This is a genomic window from Streptomyces sp. NPDC005794 (assembly GCF_042871445.1).
Classification (GTDB): domain Bacteria; phylum Actinomycetota; class Actinomycetes; order Streptomycetales; family Streptomycetaceae; genus Streptomyces.
In genome coordinates, this window is record NZ_JBIAIN010000003.1 from 436,375 (window position 1) to 453,520 (window position 17,146).

Annotated in this window: 14 protein-coding genes and 5 tRNA genes; 12 read left to right on the plus strand and 7 right to left on the minus strand. The window is 69.1% G+C overall.

Going from position 1 to position 17,146, the window contains the following annotated elements; genetic code table 11:
- Positions 1 to 33: 33 nt before the first annotated feature.
- The 6 genes from ACFYQ5_RS06690 to ACFYQ5_RS06715 form a co-directional block, all read right to left on the minus strand.
- On the minus strand, positions 34 to 447 hold the full coding sequence (locus ACFYQ5_RS06690; RefSeq protein ID WP_006127847.1) for a roadblock/LC7 domain-containing protein: 414 nt from the start codon (positions 445 to 447) through the stop codon (positions 34 to 36).
- Positions 448 to 457: 10 nt separating this feature from the next.
- The gene (locus ACFYQ5_RS06695) at positions 458 to 3,649 is read right to left on the minus strand and encodes a nitrate- and nitrite sensing domain-containing protein (protein WP_389194076.1); all 3,192 of its coding nucleotides are present in this window, start codon (positions 3,647 to 3,649) and stop codon (positions 458 to 460) included.
- A 349-nt stretch (positions 3,650 to 3,998) separates the two neighbouring features.
- Entirely contained in the window at positions 3,999 to 4,586 is a 588-nt protein-coding gene (locus tag ACFYQ5_RS06700) for an ATP/GTP-binding protein (protein ID WP_389194079.1), read from the minus strand.
- Entirely contained in the window at positions 4,567 to 4,974 is a 408-nt protein-coding gene (locus ACFYQ5_RS06705) for a DUF742 domain-containing protein (protein ID WP_003966010.1), read from the minus strand. Before ACFYQ5_RS06705 ends, ACFYQ5_RS06700 begins: the two co-directional genes overlap by 20 nt.
- A gap of 134 nt (positions 4,975 to 5,108) precedes the next feature.
- Complete coding sequence (locus ACFYQ5_RS06710; protein ID WP_006127850.1) at positions 5,109 to 5,522, minus strand: roadblock/LC7 domain-containing protein; 414 nt, start codon at positions 5,520 to 5,522, stop codon at positions 5,109 to 5,111.
- A 9-nt stretch (positions 5,523 to 5,531) separates the two neighbouring features.
- The gene (locus ACFYQ5_RS06715; protein ID WP_389194082.1) at positions 5,532 to 9,203 is read right to left on the minus strand and encodes a nitrate- and nitrite sensing domain-containing protein; all 3,672 of its coding nucleotides are present in this window, start codon (positions 9,201 to 9,203) and stop codon (positions 5,532 to 5,534) included.
- Positions 9,204 to 9,816: 613 nt separating this feature from the next.
- Between ACFYQ5_RS06715 and ACFYQ5_RS06720 the strand changes: the two genes are divergently transcribed.
- The 9 genes from ACFYQ5_RS06720 (at position 9,817) to ACFYQ5_RS06760 (ending at position 13,729) form a co-directional block, all read left to right on the plus strand.
- Entirely contained in the window at positions 9,817 to 9,999 is a 183-nt protein-coding gene (locus ACFYQ5_RS06720) for a hypothetical protein (RefSeq protein ID WP_389194085.1), read from the plus strand.
- Between the two features lie 81 nt (positions 10,000 to 10,080).
- A complete protein-coding gene (locus tag ACFYQ5_RS06725) occupies positions 10,081 to 10,857 on the plus strand; it encodes a fumarylacetoacetate hydrolase family protein (protein WP_389194088.1) in 777 nt (258 codons plus the stop codon).
- Positions 10,850 to 12,322, plus strand: coding sequence for a glutamate--tRNA ligase (gltX, locus tag ACFYQ5_RS06730; protein WP_389194091.1), 1,473 nt, complete (start codon positions 10,850 to 10,852; stop codon positions 12,320 to 12,322). Before ACFYQ5_RS06725 ends, gltX begins: the two co-directional genes overlap by 8 nt.
- 128 nt (positions 12,323 to 12,450) lie before the next feature.
- Positions 12,451 to 13,170, plus strand: coding sequence for an HAD family hydrolase (locus ACFYQ5_RS06735; protein WP_389194094.1), 720 nt, complete (start codon positions 12,451 to 12,453; stop codon positions 13,168 to 13,170).
- 85 nt (positions 13,171 to 13,255) lie between these two features.
- Positions 13,256 to 13,327 (plus strand) — tRNA-Gln (locus ACFYQ5_RS06740).
- A gap of 19 nt (positions 13,328 to 13,346) precedes the next feature.
- Positions 13,347 to 13,419: transfer RNA gene (locus ACFYQ5_RS06745), tRNA-Glu, on the plus strand.
- A gap of 60 nt (positions 13,420 to 13,479) precedes the next feature.
- A tRNA-Glu gene (locus ACFYQ5_RS06750) sits at positions 13,480 to 13,552 on the plus strand.
- 12 nt (positions 13,553 to 13,564) lie between these two features.
- Positions 13,565 to 13,636, plus strand: a tRNA-Gln gene (locus ACFYQ5_RS06755).
- A 20-nt stretch (positions 13,637 to 13,656) separates the two neighbouring features.
- A tRNA-Glu gene (locus ACFYQ5_RS06760) sits at positions 13,657 to 13,729 on the plus strand.
- 138 nt (positions 13,730 to 13,867) lie between these two features.
- Here ACFYQ5_RS06760 and ndgR read toward each other — a convergent pair.
- The gene (gene ndgR / locus ACFYQ5_RS06765) at positions 13,868 to 14,584 is read right to left on the minus strand and encodes an IclR family transcriptional regulator NdgR (RefSeq protein ID WP_033303994.1); all 717 of its coding nucleotides are present in this window, start codon (positions 14,582 to 14,584) and stop codon (positions 13,868 to 13,870) included.
- A 174-nt stretch (positions 14,585 to 14,758) separates the two neighbouring features.
- On the opposite strand from ndgR, the gene leuC reads away from it, so the two are divergent.
- From leuC to ACFYQ5_RS06780, 3 genes are all read left to right on the plus strand, one after another.
- Positions 14,759 to 16,183 carry a 3-isopropylmalate dehydratase large subunit gene (leuC, locus tag ACFYQ5_RS06770; protein ID WP_389194096.1) on the plus strand — a complete coding sequence of 475 codons (1,425 nt, stop codon included), beginning with the start codon at positions 14,759 to 14,761 and terminating at the stop codon, positions 16,181 to 16,183.
- Between the two features lie 5 nt (positions 16,184 to 16,188).
- The gene (gene leuD, locus ACFYQ5_RS06775; RefSeq protein ID WP_389194099.1) at positions 16,189 to 16,782 is read left to right on the plus strand and encodes a 3-isopropylmalate dehydratase small subunit; all 594 of its coding nucleotides are present in this window, start codon (positions 16,189 to 16,191) and stop codon (positions 16,780 to 16,782) included.
- A 104-nt stretch (positions 16,783 to 16,886) separates the two neighbouring features.
- Entirely contained in the window at positions 16,887 to 17,114 is a 228-nt protein-coding gene (locus ACFYQ5_RS06780; RefSeq protein WP_031100634.1) for a hypothetical protein, read from the plus strand.
- The last annotated feature ends 32 nt before the right edge of the window (positions 17,115 to 17,146 follow it).

Consider the following 17,146-nt stretch of genomic DNA (forward strand, 5'->3'; position numbering starts at 1 on the left):
TGGCGCGGTGACGAGAAACGCACTGTCTGTCTATTAGTTAAGAAGACTTCCCTGGAGTTCGGCACGGAGATCTGGGGTAAGAACACTTCCTGCACGGTCTACGAGAAGTGCCATTTCGTACCCAACCAGACCGATATCGGCATCCGGGTGGGCGAGAACGGCGAGTGAAGATCCGTCAGAGATGGACATGATGAAGAGGAATCCTCGCTCCATCTCCACAACGGTCTGATTCACGGCGCCGCCCTCGAAGATCCGCGAGGCACCCGCGGTGAGCGACGTCAGACCGGAGGCGACAGCCGCCAGCTGATCGGCACGGTCACGTGGGAAACCCTCGGACATCGCCAGCAGGAGTCCGTCGGCGGAGACCACCACCGTGTGCGACACCCCGGGGGTGTTGTCCACGAAGTTGGTGATCAACCAGTTCAGATTCTGCGCCGCCTGGCTCATCGGGCTCACACTAACGCTCCTGGTTGTAGGTATCACTTGTCTCCGAACCCGCGGTACGTCCCCGCAGGACACCACGGCGCAGGTTGCTCAACCTGCCCCGCACGTCCTCGGGGGCGCGGGAGACCTGTGGGCCGCCCTGCTGGGTCTGCTCCGCCGTGCCCTCGATCAGATTGGCCTTGGGGACGCGCCGGGGAAGGCCGGAAGGGGTGATTCCGCCCGCCTTCGGATCCCGCAGCTTCTCGGCCCGCTCCCAGCGCTCGTCGTTCGCCGAACGCCAGTCGTCGGGGCCGTCCCCGTCGGCCTGCTGCGTCTGCGACTGGTCCTGCGACTGGTCCTGCTGAGGCCGCTGCCGCTGCGCCGGCGCGGCAGGCTGATCGTTTCCGCGGCCGCTGGGCTGCCAGTGCTGCTGGCCCGCACCGCGACGCGGGAGACCCGCCTCGGTCAGGTCGTGACCGGGATTCGGGGTGGGCCCGGGGCGGTCGAAGCCTACGTGGTCCTGTGTCTCGGCGGGAGCGCTCGGCACAGATTCAGCCTCGGGCTGCGCCAAGGGCTCGTAGGCCCCCTGGTAGCTGCCCTGCTCCGCCCATTCGCCCTGCTGGGGGCTGTCGTTCCGGGGGGCGAACTGGTCGGCGTACTGCTCCTGCTGACCGGCCGGAGCGGCGTACGAGGCGTCCGTGTAGCCGTTCTGCTGCTGTGGATCCTGGTAGCCGTTGCCGGCGTACGGGTCGTAGCCGCCCTCGTAACCAGGCTGCGCGTACTCCTGCTGTCCCTGGGCGTACTGCTCCTGCGTGAACTGCTCCGGCGAGTAGGCCTGCTGCTGCCCGGCCCCGGCGTCCTGGTACGGCGGACGCTCGCCGCCCGACTGCGCGTCGAGCGCCGCCCGGCGCTCCTCGCGCATGAGCGAGCGGTTGACGGGGTCCAGCTGCGGGGAGTCCGCGACCGAGGTCTCGTAGCGCGAGTCGTCGAAGCCGAGCTCCGCCGCCGTACGCATCGAAACCTGCTGCGGCATCGGCTCGAACGACTGCTCTTGCTGCTGCTCGGGCATGATCGAGGAGACGGTGAAGTCGTCCTGCGGCACACCCTCGCCGCCGCCACCATGGGTGATCGCGTCCGGCAGCATGACCAGCGACGTGGTCCCCGCCTGCTCGCCCGAGGGGCGCAGCTGGACCCGGATCCCGTGCCGGTCGGCCAGCCGGCCGACCACGAACAGGCCCATCCGCTGGGACACCGCGGCGTCCACGGTCGGCGGGTTGGCCAGCTTGTGGTTGATGTCCGCGAAGTCCTCGGCGGTGAGGCCGATGCCCTTGTCGTGGATCTCGACCATGACGCGGCCGTCGGGCAGCCGGGTCGCGGTGACCCGGACCTTGGTCTGCGGCGAGGAGAAGGTGGTGGCGTTCTCCAGCAGCTCGGCCAGCAGGTGCACGAGGTCGGTTACGGCCTGGCCGTGGATCTCGCTCTCCGGCACACCGGTGAGCTCGATGCGCTCGTAGGACTCCACCTCGGAGGAGGCGGCCCGCAGCACGTCGACCAGTGGCACCGGCTGGTTCCAGCGGCGGCCGGGCTCCTCGCCCGCGAGGACGAGGAGGTTCTCGCCGTTACGGCGCATACGGGTGGCCAGGTGGTCCAGCTTGAAGAGGCTCTCCAACTGGTCCGGGTCGGCCTCGTTGTTCTCCAGGCCGGTGATGAGGGTCAGCTGACCCTCGATGAGCGACTGGTTACGGCGCGACAGGTTGGTGAAGATCGCGTTGACGTTGCCCCGCAGCATGGCCTGCTCGGCAGCGAGCCGGACGGCCTCGCGGTGCACCTGGTCGAAGGCGCGGGCGACCTCGCCGATCTCGTCCTGGCTGTTGATCGGGATCGGCTGCACCCGGGTGTCCACCCGGCCCGGCTCGGTCCGCGACAACTGGTCGACCAGCATCGGAAGCCGCTGCTCGGCGATGCCGAAGGCGGCGGTACGCAGCCGGCGCATGGAGCGACTCATCTGGCGGGCCATGAGCCCGGCGATGATGAAGGCGGCCAGCAGCGCGATGATCACGATGGCGGCGTTGACGACGGCGTCGTTCCGGGCGTCGGTCGAGATCTGCGCCGCCTCGGCCACGGCCTTGTCCACCAGCTCGTTCTCGACCGTGGTGTAGCCGTCGAACTTCGCGGTGGCGGCGGCCATCCAGGTCTCGGGCGTGATGCCCTTGGCCTTCAGCTCGTCCGGCTGCTTGCCCTGGCCGATCTGCTGGGCCATCCCGTCGAAGACCGAACCGTCGATGCTCGGAGGCGCCACGAAGGGCTTGCCCGCGGCCTTGGCCTGCGCCTCGGCGGCCTTCAGCTGCTTGGCTCCCTCGGCGGCCTTGCCGGCCATGACTTCCTTGAGCCGGGCCGCGTCGGCCTCCGTGCCACCGGAGACGAACTCACCGATGGCGATCTGCTCCAGGTAGTTGTACGAGCTGAACGCCGTGACCTGGCCGTTGAAGTTGCGCTCCTCCTGGCTCGGCCGCACCAGCAGATGCATGCCTATGGAGCGCTGAAGCGATTCAGCGGCCTTGGCCAGCTCGATCGCGTACACGGTCCGGCCGTAGCTGGTGATGTTGCCGGTACCCAGGCCGAGCTCGTTGGAGAACTCCATCAGCGAGTGCTGGACCTTGGTGTAGCCCTCTTCCGTCTTCACCGGGTCCATCGCCTCGGCGTAGGCGGCCTTGCGCAGCTCGGGGAGCAGCGGCTCCTCCACCTTGAACAGCTTCAGGCGGCGGTGGAGGCCTTCCTTGTCCGGCATGTTCTGCACGGCGGCGTCGAACTTCGACGCGGCGCTGTCCGTGGTGGCACGCACCTTCTCCACCTCGGCGGCGGTGCGCTTGTTGGACAGCAGGGGCTGAGCGGTGAGGTCACGCTCGTTGAGCAGCGCCTGTCCGTACGCCGCGGCCGCGCGGACGACCAGAGCCGTCTTCTCGGCCTCCTGGGCCTCGTTCCAGGTGTCGACCGACCCCTTCACCTGGAAGCCGCCCATGATCAGGCCGACCAGCGCCGGGATCAGGAGAATCGCGTTCAGTCGGGTGGGCACCCGCCAGTTGCGCGGTGTCAGCCGGCTGGTGCTGCCACCGGCCGGTTCCGCCTCGGACGACGTGCCCGCAGGCGGAGACACCGCAGCGCGCGGCGGCGGCGTGAAGTTGCCCCGCTCCGGCTGCGCCGCGGAGCCCTCGTTGCTTCGCCTCACTCGACCAACAACCTCTCGGCGTCGGCACCTACGTTGTGCCGGATTATCGTTCAGGGGCTGTACCACTGGGTAGTTCGAGGCATTGCAGCACGCGGACCGGGCGCGTTCCAAACAGTCGGAGCGCGCGATTCGGAACGAGACGGGCGTCCGATAAAACGGGCATAAAGAGCGAGCCCCGCCAAAAGGCGAGGCTCATGTGAGCGCAGCGGTACCGATCGTGCGCGTCGGGTATCGATGAGGACCCAGATCTCTGTCGAAATGTTATGAACACGGGGGCGGATCGTGTCAAAGGACACAGGCCGCCCCCGAGCGACTACAACAACTTCCGTAGATCACTAAGAACTTGCGGCTACTTCAGCCGGGCCATCAGTGCGTGCTCGACCAGGGTGATCAAGCCGCTCTTGGCGTCCGCGCGGTGCCGGGCGTCCGTCGTGATGATCGGGGCGTCGGGGCCGATCTGGAGTGCTTCGCGTACTTCTTCGGGTGTGTAGGGCTGGTGTCCGTCGAAGCCGTTGAGGGCGATGACGAAGGGGAGGCCGCTGTTCTCGAAGTAGTCGACGGCGGGGAAGCAGTCGGCGAGGCGGCGGGTGTCGACGAGGACGACGGCGCCGATGGCGCCGCGGACCAGGTCGTCCCACATGAACCAGAAGCGGTCCTGTCCGGGGGTGCCGAACAGGTAGAGGATCAGGTCCTGGTCCAGGGTGATGCGTCCGAAGTCCATGGCCACCGTGGTGGTGGTCTTGTCCCCGGTGTGGGTCAGGTCGTCGATGCCCGCGGACGCGGACGTCATCACGGCTTCGGTGCGCAGCGGATTGATCTCCGAAACGGCACCGACGAACGTGGTCTTACCCACGCCGAAGCCCCCTGCCACCACGATCTTCGCCGAGGTGGTGGCACGGGCCGTACCCGTACCGCCGCTAGAGCTTGCGAAGTCCACTGAGCACCCTTTCGAGCAGTGTCACATCCGGCGCGCCGCCGGCCTCTCCGTTGCCCGGCTGGTGGATGGCCACCATGCCGGCTTCCGCCAGGTCCGCCACGAGGATCCGTGCCACACCCAGGGGCATGGACAGCAGGGCCGACACCTCGGCCACCGACTTGACCTCGCGGCACAGGTGGCAGATCCGCTGGTGCTCGGGGAGCAGGGTCCCCAGGTGGGCGGGGTCCGCTGTGGTGCTGACCAGTGCCTCTATCGCGAGCTGATAGCGCGGCCGGGTCCGGCCGCCGGTCATGGCATAGGGACGGACCAGCGGCTGGTCGCCTTCACCGTCGTACGAGGCGTGGTGCAGGGCGCCGTACGGATCAGGTGAGGCGGGTGGCGGGGTCATAAATCCTCCGGGCGTGACAGCAGGGTGTCGGCTTGCCGTCTGAAGGTGGCCGGTGGGGAGCTGTGTCGGCCGGACGGGTGAGGGTTTTGAGTAGTACCTGGGTGGATCGCGTCAATTGGCTGCCGCATGGCCGTCTAGTGGAGCAGACTTCCTTGTAGTTCGGCACGGAGGTCAGGGGTGAGGACGGTCCCCGCGCGGTCGACGAGAAGTGCCATCTCGTACCCGACCAGACCGATGTCGGCGTCCGGGTGGGCGAGAACGGCGAGTGAAGATCCGTCAGAGATGGACATGAGGAAGAGGAAACCTCTCTCCATCTCCACGACCGTCTGGCTCACGGCGCCGCCTTCGAAGATCCGGGAGGCACCCGCGGTCAGCGACGTCAGGCCGGAGGCGACAGCCGCCAACTGATCGGCGCGGTCGCGCGGGAAACCTTCGGACATCGCCAGCAGCAGGCCATCCGCGGAGACCACCACCGTGTGGGACACCCCTGGGGTGTTGTCCACGAAGTTGGTGATCAGCCAGTTCAGATTCTGCGCGGCCTGACTCATGGGGCTCAACTAACGCTCCTGCTGGTGAGTGGGGCCGAGTTGGAAACTGCCGGTAGACGGGCCGGTGTTGGCCTGTCGTCCCTGCTGGATGCCCCGGCGGAGATTGGTCAGACGGCCGCGTACGTCATCCGGCGCACGCGAAACCTGAGGTCCGGACTGATGATTCTGCTGCTGAGCAGTGCCCGGCACCAAATTGGCACGTGGGACACGGCGGGGCAGTCCGGACGTCGTGATCCCGCCGGCGGCGGGCTTCTTGACCCGCTCCGCCTGCCGTACGAGTTCGTCATTGGGCGAAGCGCGCCATGAACTGGTCGCGCCCGTGTCCGCCGCACCACGCTGCGGCATGGGCGGAGGCGTGGTGCCGTCGAAGGGCTGAGAGGAGGCCGGTGCCTGCGGCTCGGCAGCGGGCGGCATCTGGCCGTCCTGCTGCGCACCGTGGAACCAGTTCGTCTCCAGATTGTCGAACAGCGGCGTACGCCCGTCACCGGGACCGGCCGGAGGCAGCGCCTCGGGCTGCTGCGGCAGCGCCGGGCGGTGCGGCTCACCCGCGAAGGGGGCGGGCGGACGCGGTGCGCCGAAGTCGGTGTTGTCGGGGTGGCGCGGTGCGGGTGCCTGCGGGCGCTGCGGGGCCTGGGCACCGTAGCCCTGGTCCTGCTGCATCGGGGCGTTGAAGTCGGGGCGGGCGAACTGCGCGGTGCTCGCCGGGTCCGGGGCCTGCGGGAACTGGGGCGCCTGCGGGGCCGAGAAGTCCGGGCGGGCGAACTCCGCGGTGGCACCGGGGCCCTGACGGTCGTCCATCGGCGGACGCTGGTTCGGCGGGCTGAACGACTGGTTCGGGCCGGAGGTGCCCGGCCGGGCGAACCGGCCGTTGTCGTATTCCTCGTGCCCACGCGGAGCGTCCGGCTGCGTACGCCGGGGAGCACCCTGCTCCTCGACGCCCCAGCTCGTGTTCTGCGGGCGCTGCGGCTGCGGGTTGCCGCCGGGCAGCTCGGCCCGCGGTCCGCCGGAGGGCGGCAGCTGACGGCCGGGGCCGCCCTGGTTGCCCTGGGGCTGCTGCTGCGGAGTCCGGGGCGTGGGCGCACCGGAGTGACCGAAGAGGTTGGGCCGCCCCGAGTCCGTACCGGCCGAGGGGTTCTGCGGGGGCCGTGCTCCCGCACGGGCACCACCGGCGAAGGCACCGGCGAGGCCGCCGCCCTGACGCGGGGCGTCGGGCCTGCCGGGCAGACCGGCACCCTGCTGGCTGTTGCCCAGCGGACCGGGGCCCTGCTGGCCCGGGCCCTGCTGGTTGCCCTGCTGCGGCTGACGCGGTCCGCCGTCACGTGAGGGCAGCGCGGCCCGCGGAGCCGAGCCCGCACCGACCTGGCCGCGCGGGGCGGACCCGCCCAGCCCCTTGGCGGGAGCCGACGCGGAACCGTCGAGGCCGGGACGCTGACCGCCCGCGGCGGGAGCGCCACCGCCGGCGAGGAGCCCGCCCGGGGCGCCGCCCTGCGGGCCCTTGCCCTGCTGGCCCGGCTTCGGCGGCAGCTTGCCACCGTGCGCGACCTCCATGGGCAGCATGACCAGCGCGGTCGTGCCGCCGGAGTCGGAGGGCCGCAGCTGGATACGGATGCCGTGACGCAGGGACAGCCGGCCGACCACGAACAGACCCATGCGGCGGGACACCGAGACGTCCACGGTGGGCGGCGAGGCGAGCCGCTCGTTGATCGCGGCCAGGTCCTCGGGGGAGAGGCCGATGCCGGTGTCGTGGATCTCGACGAGCACACGGCCGTCGGGCAGCGCGTGGCCGGTGACGCGGACCTTCGTCTGCGGAGAGGAGAACGACGTGGCGTTCTCCAGCAGCTCTGCGAGGAGGTGCACGAGGTCGTTGACGACGCGGCCGGCGACCTCGGTGGCGGGCACCGCGGCCAGTTCGATGCGCTCGTACTGCTCCACCTCGGAGGCGGCGGCGCGGAGCACGTCGACCAGCGGCACGGGCCGGGTCCAGCGGCGGCCGGGCTCCTCGCCCGCGAGGACGAGGAGGTTCTCGCCGTTACGGCGCATACGGGTCGCGAGGTGGTCGAGCTTGAAGAGCGAGGACAGCTGGTCGGGGTCGGCCTCGCGGGACTCCAGCTCGGAGATGAGCGAGAGCTGGCGCTGGATGAGGCCCTGGCTGCGGCGCGAGAGGTTGGTGAACATCGCGTTGACGTTGCCTCGCAGCAGCGCCTGCTCGGCGGCCAGACGGACCGCCTCGCGGTGCACGTCGTCGAAGGCCGCGGCCACCTGGCCGATCTCGTCCCGGGAGTGCACACCGACCGACTCGACGGAGGTGTCGACGTCCTGCGGGTCCGTCTCGGAGAGCTGCCTGACGAGCTCGGGCAGCCGGTCCTGGGCGACCCGGGTCGCGGTCTCCTGCAGCCTTCGCAGCGAGCGGATCATGGACCGTGCCACGACGAAGGCGCCGACCAGCGACACACCGAGGACGATGAGGATGATCGCACCGTTGAGGATCGCGTCGCGCCGCGACTCGTCACGGAGCTCGCGGGCCTTGCTCTCCATCTCACCGAGGAGCGTCTCCTCGATGGTCTTCATGGCCTGGATCTTGTTGGAGCTCTGGTCGTACCAGTCCATGTACGTACGGGTCTTGCCGCTGCCCTCCATGCCGAGAGGGCTGTCGAGCACCTTCTTCGCGTACATGTCGGCGGCGGTGATCTCGGGATTGCCGTTGTCCAGCGGGGCCAGCAGCTCGGCGGAGCTCCTGCCGGTGGACTCGTAGGTCGTCTCGAAGGTCTTGAGGGTCGTGCTCGCCTTGTTGAGCGCGTTGCGGCCGAACGCCTGGTCGTTGTCGTTCAGGTGCGCCTTGGTGCCGTCGCCGCCCGGCAGCGCCGCGGCGATGATGGCGCGCTCGACGGAGGCGTACTCCTTCGAGGAGGAGAAGGCGGCCAGCGCACGCGTCCGCTTGATCATCTCGGGGTTGCTGGTGGCCTGCGCCATGTCCTGCGAAAGGCTCAGCAGCGAGGTGATCAGCTGGCTGTACTGGTCGACCGTGTTGAGACTCGGGCTGTCGCCGGCGTACGCGTCCTTGCGGATGCTGGTGATGTTGCCCAGCTGGTTGCCTATCTGGCTGACGCTCGCGTGGATGCTGTCCAGCGCCGCGTCGCCCGGGGAGTTGCCGATCTCGTCGGTGGCCTCGAAGAAGGCGGCCTTGGCACGGTCCGTGCGCTCACGGGGCTGCGTGACCTTGTAGTCGGTGGCCTTCACGCCGGTCGACAGCGGGCCGGCCGACCTGTCGCGCTCCTCCTGGAGCGCGTTGGCGAGCGCGGTCGCCTTCTTGGTCATCTTGGTGAGCAGCTGCATGTGCTCCAGCTGGTCGATGTCGTTCATCGACTCGTTGATCCGCAGCCCGCCCAGGGTGGTCGCCGCGACCACGGGGAGAGCGAGCAGGGAGACCAGACGCGTGCTGATGCGCCAGTTACGCAGGGCCACGCGTGAGCCGGCGGAGGTGGGGCCGGCCGCCTTGGGGGGCGCCGAGGCCTCCACACTGCCGGAACTCGTCGTGCCGGAGCGCTGCGCGCGGTTGCCGCCGTCTCCGGCCGCACCGGGATTCTGGGCGTGCTGGGGCGAGGAACCGCGGTCGTTCCCGCCGCGCGGCTCCTGATCCGCCGGGGTGTCCCCTCGGCCCTGGCGGGGCTGGGGCGACCCCATGCCATCCCTCTTGAAACGTCCCTGCACTAGCGTCGCAACCTCTGGACCAGGCGTCCCTCCGCGCGGTTGCCCGGCGGGACGGTGTCGGCGTCGTGGGGCGCTGGACGCGCCCCATGGTGGTCGTGAGTGACCGGCGTACTTCCCCCTTCCGCCGCCACTCGGCGCTGCGTTGCGCCCCTGCGCGTTGGGCCTGAAACCCGCGGCGGTGCGTGGAATTCCAGCACAGTGGAGGATCTCCAACAAGGCCCGTGTACCGGGCTGTGACCTGGATGACACGGTGTGATGGCTGAGTAACAAGGCGTGGAGCGTGTTCACGGTCAAATCGGGTGGAAAGGGGTTGGCGTACGGGGAGTGCCGGGTGTCCCAGACGCCATGATCGGGAGCGGAATGAGAGATTCAGTGGTGTATTGTCTGGTTTGCATCCCATGATCAACTGTCTTTAATGAGCGTTATGTCGTCAACTTCGTGAGCAAACTCACATCATGATCGCCGCCTCATCCCGGCCGCGGTGGGGAATCGGATGTTTAGCCTGGCGCTTTACAGGGATAGCGAATCCGACAACCGGCGCGCCTCCTCCGGGCAGCGCCCCCAGCGGCAAAGGTCCACACGGCAGATGAAGACGACGATGACGTTCCGCAACATTGCCAACCCCCGGCGCACGACGCTGATGCACCTCGAGGGCGCCGAAACGCTGCAGGCGCCGGAGCTGCGGGAGCACGTCGTCGACCTGCCCACCCAGACGGCCAACCCGCGCCGCACCATCCTCATGGTCGCCCCGGTCGCGGCGGCGAAGTAGCGGCCGTCCTCCGGCCTGGCGAGGCGATAGCCTGGAGCGTCAGTCTTCAGCCAGCCAGCAAGTGAGGGGCGACAGCATCCCGTGCGCATCGCCAGGTTCTCCATCGACGGCAATGTCGCCTTCGGCGCGGTCGAGGGCGACAGCCCCGACAGCCTCGTCCTCGACATCATCAAGGGCATCCCGTACGCCGACTTCGAGCTCTCCGGGACCAAGGTCCCGCTGAAGAAGGTCCGGCTCCTGCCGCCCGTGCTCCCCAACAAGGTCGTGGCCATCGGCCGCAACTACGCGGAACACGCCGCCGAGATGGGCAACGAGGTCCCGGATGTGCCCGTCGCCTTCTTCAAGCCCACCACCTCGGTGATCGGCTCGGGCGACTCCATCGAGTTCCCCTCCTTCTCCGAGGAACTGCATTACGAGGCCGAGCTGGCCGTGGTGATCGGCCGCATGTGCCGTGAGGTCCCGCGGGAGCGCGTCAAGGACGTCATCTTCGGCTACACCTGCGCCAACGACGTCACCGCGCGTGACGTCCAGCGACGCGAGAGCCAGTGGGCCCGGGCGAAGGGCTTCGACACCTCCTGCCCGCTCGGCCCCTGGGTGGAGACCGACCTCGACCCCGGCAACCTGGCCATCCAGGCCACGGTCAACGGTGAGCAACGTCAGCTCGGCCGTACGAGCGACATGGTCCGGTCGATCGAGGACCTGGTCGTCCACATCACGGAAGCCATGACGCTGCTCCCGGGCGACGTGATCCTCACCGGGACCCCCGCAGGGGTCGGGCCCCTGCACGTCGGCGACGAGGTCGCCGTCACCATCGAAGGCATCGGCACTCTCACCAACAAGGTGATCAAGCGTGGTTAACGCCCCCGTCCGTGTACGTTTCTGTCCTTCCCCCACGGGCAACCCCCACGTGGGCCTGGTCCGGACAGCTCTCTTCAACTGGGCCTTCGCCCGGCACCACCAGGGCACCCTGGTCTTCCGCATCGAGGACACCGACGCGGCCCGTGACTCCGAGGAGTCCTACGAGCAGCTGCTCGACTCGATGCGCTGGCTCGGCCTCGACTGGGACGAGGGCCCCGAGACCGGCGGCCCGCACGCCCCGTACCGTCAGTCGCAGCGGATGGACCTCTACAAGGACGTCGCGGAGAAGCTCCTGGCCGCCGGGCACGCGTACCCGTGCTACTGCACCACCGAGGAGCTCGACGCCCGCCGCGACGCCGCCCGCGCGGCCGGCAAGCCCTCGGGCTACGACGGTCACTGCCGCGACCTGAGCGACGAGCAGAAGGCCGCGTACGAGGCAGAGGGCCGCACATCGATCGTCCGCTTCCGGATGCCCGACGAGGCGATCACCTTCACCGACCTGGTCCGCGGCGACATCACGGTCCAGCCGGAGAACCTCCCGGACTACGGCATCGTCCGTGCCAACGGCGCTCCTCTCTACACGCTCGTCAACCCGGTCGACGACGCCCTGATGGAGATCACGCACGTCCTGCGCGGCGAGGACCTGCTCTCCTCCACCCCGCGCCAGATCGCCCTCTACCGGGCGCTCATCGAACTGGGCGTCGCCAAGGACACCCCTGCCTTCGGTCACCTCCCGTACGTCATGGGGGAGGGCAACAAGAAGCTCTCCAAGCGTGACCCGCAGGCCTCGCTCAACCTCTACCGCGAGCGTGGCTTCCTGGCCGAGGGTCTGGTCAACTACCTGTCCCTCCTCGGCTGGTCGATCGCCGAGGACCGCGACATCTTCAACCGGGACGAGCTGGTCGCCGCGTTCGACATCGCCGACGTCAACGCCAACCCGGCCCGCTTCGACCTGAAGAAGGCCGAGCACATCAACGCCGAGCACCTGCGCATGCTCGACGTGAACACCTTCACCGAGGCGTGCGGCCCCTGGCTGAAGGCCCCCTTCGCCCCCTGGGCGCCGGAAGCCTTCGACGCGGCGCAGTTCGCCGAGATCGCCCCGCACGCCCAGACCCGGGTGACGGTCCTCTCGGACATCACGGCCAACGTCGACTTCCTCTTCCTGGACGAGCCCGTCGAGGACGAGGCGTCCTGGAACAAGGCCATGAAGGAGGGCTCCGACGCCCTCCTCGTCACGGCCCGTGCCGGACTGATCGCCGCCGAGTGGAACGCGGAGGCCCTCAAGGCCGCCGTCCTCGCCGCCGGCGAGCAGCACGGCCTGAAGCTCGGCAAGGCGCAGGCCCCGGTCCGCGTCGCCGTCACCGGCCGTACGGTCGGGCTGCCGCTCTTCGAGTCCCTGGAGATCCTGGGCCGCGAGAAGACGATCGCCCGCATCGACGCGGCGCTGGCGAAGCTGGCCGCGTAGGTCTGTCGCGCGGCTCTTCCGCGCACGCCGGAGGCCGGGATTCCCTTGGGGGAGTCCCGGCCTCCGGCGTGCGCGGCGTGGGACCGTCCCGGCGCATCCCCGTGCCCCGGGACGGGTAGGTTCGCCGCATGGCCATCCGCGCGGTCCTCTGGGACATCGACGACACGATCTTCGACTACTCCGGAGCCGACCGCATCGGTATGCGCAAGCATCTGGAGCACGAGGGCTGTCCCGAGGGGTATGACGGCCTGGAGCGTGCCCTCGACGCGTGGAAGGCCATCACGGATGTGCAGTGGGCGCGCTTCGCCGCCGGGGAGCTCGACTTCCAGGGGCAGCGCCGGGAGCGCGTACGCGCGTTTCTCGGGCGGTGGCTGAGTGACGCCGAGGCCGATGACTGGTTCGGCCGGCACGCCGCCCACTACGAGGCCGCGTGGGCGCTCTTCCCGGACACCCTGCCGGTCCTGGACCGGCTGGCGGGGAGCTTCCGCCACGCCGTCCTGTCCAACTCCAGCATCCACAACCAGGACCGCAAGCTGCGCGCCCTCGGGGTGCGGGACCGCTTCGAGGCCGTGGTGTGCGCCGTCGAGCTGGGTGTCTCCAAGCCGGACGCGGGAGCGTTCCACGCCGCCTGTGCGGTGCTGGAGCTCGACCCGCGCGAGGTGGCGTACGTCGGCAACGAGCCCGACATCGACGCGGGCGGCGCGGTGGCCGCGGGACTGACGGGGATCTGGCTGGACCGCGAGGGGCGGGGAGGGCGTCCCGAACTCGTGCGGATCACCGGTCTGGACGAGCTTCCCGGCCTGCTGGTGGGCGATACCCGTTTTGGAGCGCCGGACACCTTCAGGTAATGTTCTTCCTGCGCCACCCGGGCGGGCCGAAAGATCCGGCCGGGAAGCGCAGACAGAAACAGAGCCCTCAGGGGTTGCGTTTCAGTGGGCTATGGTGTAATTGGCAACACTACGGTTTCTGGTACCGTCATTCTAGGTTCGAGTCCTGGTAGCCCAGCGTAAGACCGAAGTAACAAGCCCCCGTTGTGTAGCGGCCTAGCACGCTGCCCTCTCACGGCAGTAGCGCCGGTTCGAATCCGGTCGGGGGTACAGATCCTTCCCGCGAGAACACCTGGGTCGCACCCACGTTTTCGATGCAGGATCGCTAGGGCCCCCGTTGTGTAGCGGCCTAGCACGCTGCCCTCTCACGGCAGTAGCGCCGGTTCGAATCCGGTCGGGGGTACTTGTCACACTATGGGCTATGGTGTAATTGGCAACACTACGGTTTCTGGTACCGTCATTCTAGGTTCGAGTCCTGGTAGCCCAGCGCAAGTCAGCAGTAAACAAGCCCCCGTTGTGTAGCGGCCTAGCACGCTGCCCTCTCACGGCAGTAGCGCCGGTTCGAATCCGGTCGGGGGTACAACACGGCAGTACAGTAAGGCCCTTCACTTCGGTGGGGGGCCTTCTGCGTGCGTGCGCAACGCCCATGTCCCTTGCGGGACAGGTGACTTGGGCCGCCACGACGCTGGGGCGGCCGGAGGGGACGAGGCGGGTCGGGTCAGCCCGTGCGGCGCAGCGCCTCGCTCAGCCTCGCGGCCGAGTCGATGATGGCCTGGGCGTGCATCCGGCCCGGGTGGCGGGTGAGCCGCTCGATCGGCCCGGAGACGGACACCGCGGCGACCACCCGGTTCGACGGCCCGCGGACCGGGGCCGAGACCGAGGCCACGCCCGGCTCGCGCTCGCCGATCGACTGGGCCCAGCCCCGCCGCCGTACGCCGGAGAGGGCGGTCGCCGTGAAGCGGGCACCCTGGAGGCCCCGGTGCAGACGCTCCGGTTCCTCCCAGGCCATCAGGATCTGTGCGGAGGAGCCCGCCTTCATCGTGAGCGTGGAGCCGACCGGCACGGTGTCCCGCAGTCCGGACAGCCGCTCCGCCGCCGCCACGCAGATCCGCATGTCGCCCTGCCGGCGGTAGAGCTGCGCGCTCTCGCCGGTGATGTCCCGCAGATGTGTGAGTACGGGTCCGGCCGTCGCCAGGAGGCGGTCCTCGCCGGCCGCGGCCGCGAGTTCCGCGAGCCGGGGGCCGAGAATGAAACGGCCCTGCATGTCCCTCGCCACCATCCGGTGGTGTTCGAGTGCCACGGCCAGTCGGTGTGCCGTGGGCCGTGCGAGCCCTGTCGCCGCGACCAGCCCGGCGAGGGTGGCCGGACCGGACTCCAGGGCGCTCAATACCAGAGCTGCCTTGTCGAGAACGCCGACGCCGCTAGAGTTGTCCATACGACGATACTCGCGTCTCACTCTGTGAAACGCAAGTTCAATTTTCCCCGGAAGTTGCGAACCTGTACAGGCGGCCGTACAACGGCCCGCAGCCACCGCCCCGCTCGGGGGTCAGGACGGCGGCACCCGAAATCTCTAGTTGGGCCGGCGACGACGCCGGCCGGAGGGAAAGCGATGGGTAGGACACTCGCGGAGAAGGTCTGGGACGACCACGTCGTCCGGCGCGCCGATGGCGAGCCCGACCTCCTCTTCATCGATCTGCACCTGCTGCACGAGGTGACCAGCCCGCAGGCGTTCGACGGTCTGCGCCAGGCCGGCCGTCCGGTGCGGCGGCTCGACCTCACCATCGCGACCGAGGACCACAACACCCCGACCCTCGACATCGACAAGCCGATCGCCGACCCGGTCTCCCGCGCCCAGCTGGAGACCCTGCGCAAGAACTGCGCGGACTTCGGCGTCCGGCTGCACCCGCTGGGTGACGTCGAGCAGGGTGTCGTGCACGTGGTCGGCCCGCAGCTCGGCCTGACCCAGCCCGGCACCACGGTCGTCTGCGGTGACTCCCACACCTCCACCCACGGCGCGTTCGGAGCGCTGGCCTTCGGTATCGGCACCAGCCAGGTCGAGCACGTCCTGGCCACCCAGACGCTGCCGCTGGCCCGCCCCAGGACCATGGCGATCACCGTCGAGGGAGAACTCCCCGACAGCGTCACCGCCAAGGACCTCATCCTGGCCATCATCGCCCGGATCGGCACCGGCGGCGGCCAGGGTTACATCCTCGAGTACCGCGGCCCCGCCATCGAGAAGCTGTCGATGGAAGCCCGGATGACCATCTGCAACATGTCGATCGAGGCCGGCGCCCGCGCGGGCATGATCGCCCCCGACGAGACCACCTTCGCCTATCTGCGGGGCCGTGACCACGCCCCCGAGGGCAAGGACTGGGACGCCGCGGTGGAGTACTGGAAGACGCTGCGCACCGACGACGACGCCGTCTTCGACGCCGAGGTCGTCATCGACGGCACCGCACTCGCGCCGTTCGTCACCTGGGGCACCAACCCCGGCCAGGGTGCGCCGCTGTCGGCGAACGTCCCCGACCCCGCTTCGTACGAGGACGCCTCGGAGCGCCACGCCGCCGAAAAGGCCCTGGAGTACATGGGGTTGACCGCCGGCCAGCCGCTGCGCGAGATCGACGTGGACACCGTGTTCGTAGGTTCGTGCACCAACGGGCGCATCGAGGACCTGCGTAACGCGGCCTCGGTCCTGGACGGCCGCAAAGTCGCCGACGGCGTACGGATGCTGGTCGTCCCGGGTTCCGTCCGGGTCGCCCTGCAGGCCGTCGAGGAGGGCCTGGACAAGGTCTTCACCGCCGCCGGCGCCGAATGGCGGCACGCGGGCTGCTCGATGTGCCTCGGCATGAACCCCGACCAGCTGGCCCCCGGTGAGCGCTCCGCCTCCACGTCGAACCGGAACTTCGAGGGCAGGCAGGGCAAAGGCGGCCGTACCCACCTGGTCTCCCCGCAGGTCGCCGCCGCCACCGCCGTGCTGGGCCATCTGGCCTCGCCCGCCGATCTGTCCGACGTCCGTACGCCCGCCGGAGTCTGAGAGTCATGGAAGCATTCATCGCACACACCGGCCGGGCCGTCCCGCTGCGCCGCAGCAACGTCGACACCGACCAGATCATCCCCGCGCACTGGCTGAAGAAGGTCACCCGCGACGGCTTCGAGGACGGGCTCTTCGAGGCCTGGCGCAAGGACGAGAACTTCGTCCTCAACCGCCCCGAGCGCAAGGGCGCCTCGGTGCTGGTCGCCGGTCCCGACTTCGGCACGGGCTCCTCGCGTGAGCACGCCGTCTGGGCGCTGCAGAACTTCGGCTTCAAGACGGTCATCTCCTCGCGCTTCGCCGACATCTTCCGCGGCAACTCCCTGAAGAACGGTCTGTTGACCGTCGTCCTCGACCAGCGGGTCGTCGACAGGCTCTGGGAGCTGACCGAGGCCGACCCCACGGCCGAGGTCACCGTCGACCTGGAGAAGCGGCAGGTCCTCGCGGACGGCGTCACGGCCGACTTCGAGCTCGACGAGAACGCCCGCTGGCGACTGCTGAACGGGCTCGACGACATCAGCCTCACTCTTCAGAACGAAGCGGACATTGTGACTTACGAGGCGGCCAGGCCGTCCCACAAGCCCCGCACAATTGACGTCTGAGCAGCGCTTTTCCCGAACTGCGCCCCCTGTCTGCCGACAGGGGGCGCAGTCGCTTGTTGAGACCCCCTCGGGCGACAACTCGCCCCAGATGGCACAATCGGTGCATGGAACGCGACAGCCAACTCGAGCTCTATGGCCAAGTCGCCGACCGACTGAAAGAAGCGCACGCAAAGGTGCGCGCACTGCAAGTCCCGGAGGGCGTACGGATGGCGCTGTCCCGGAAGCTGCTGGTCGTCACGGCCGCGGCTAAGCACGATCTCCCAGGCGCGGCAAGGCGTCTGGACCGGTTGATGAAGGACCTCGATGAGGGCCGATTCCCCGAAGGTGACTGACTCTGCGGAGAGCGCAGCGGTCGACTTCGTTG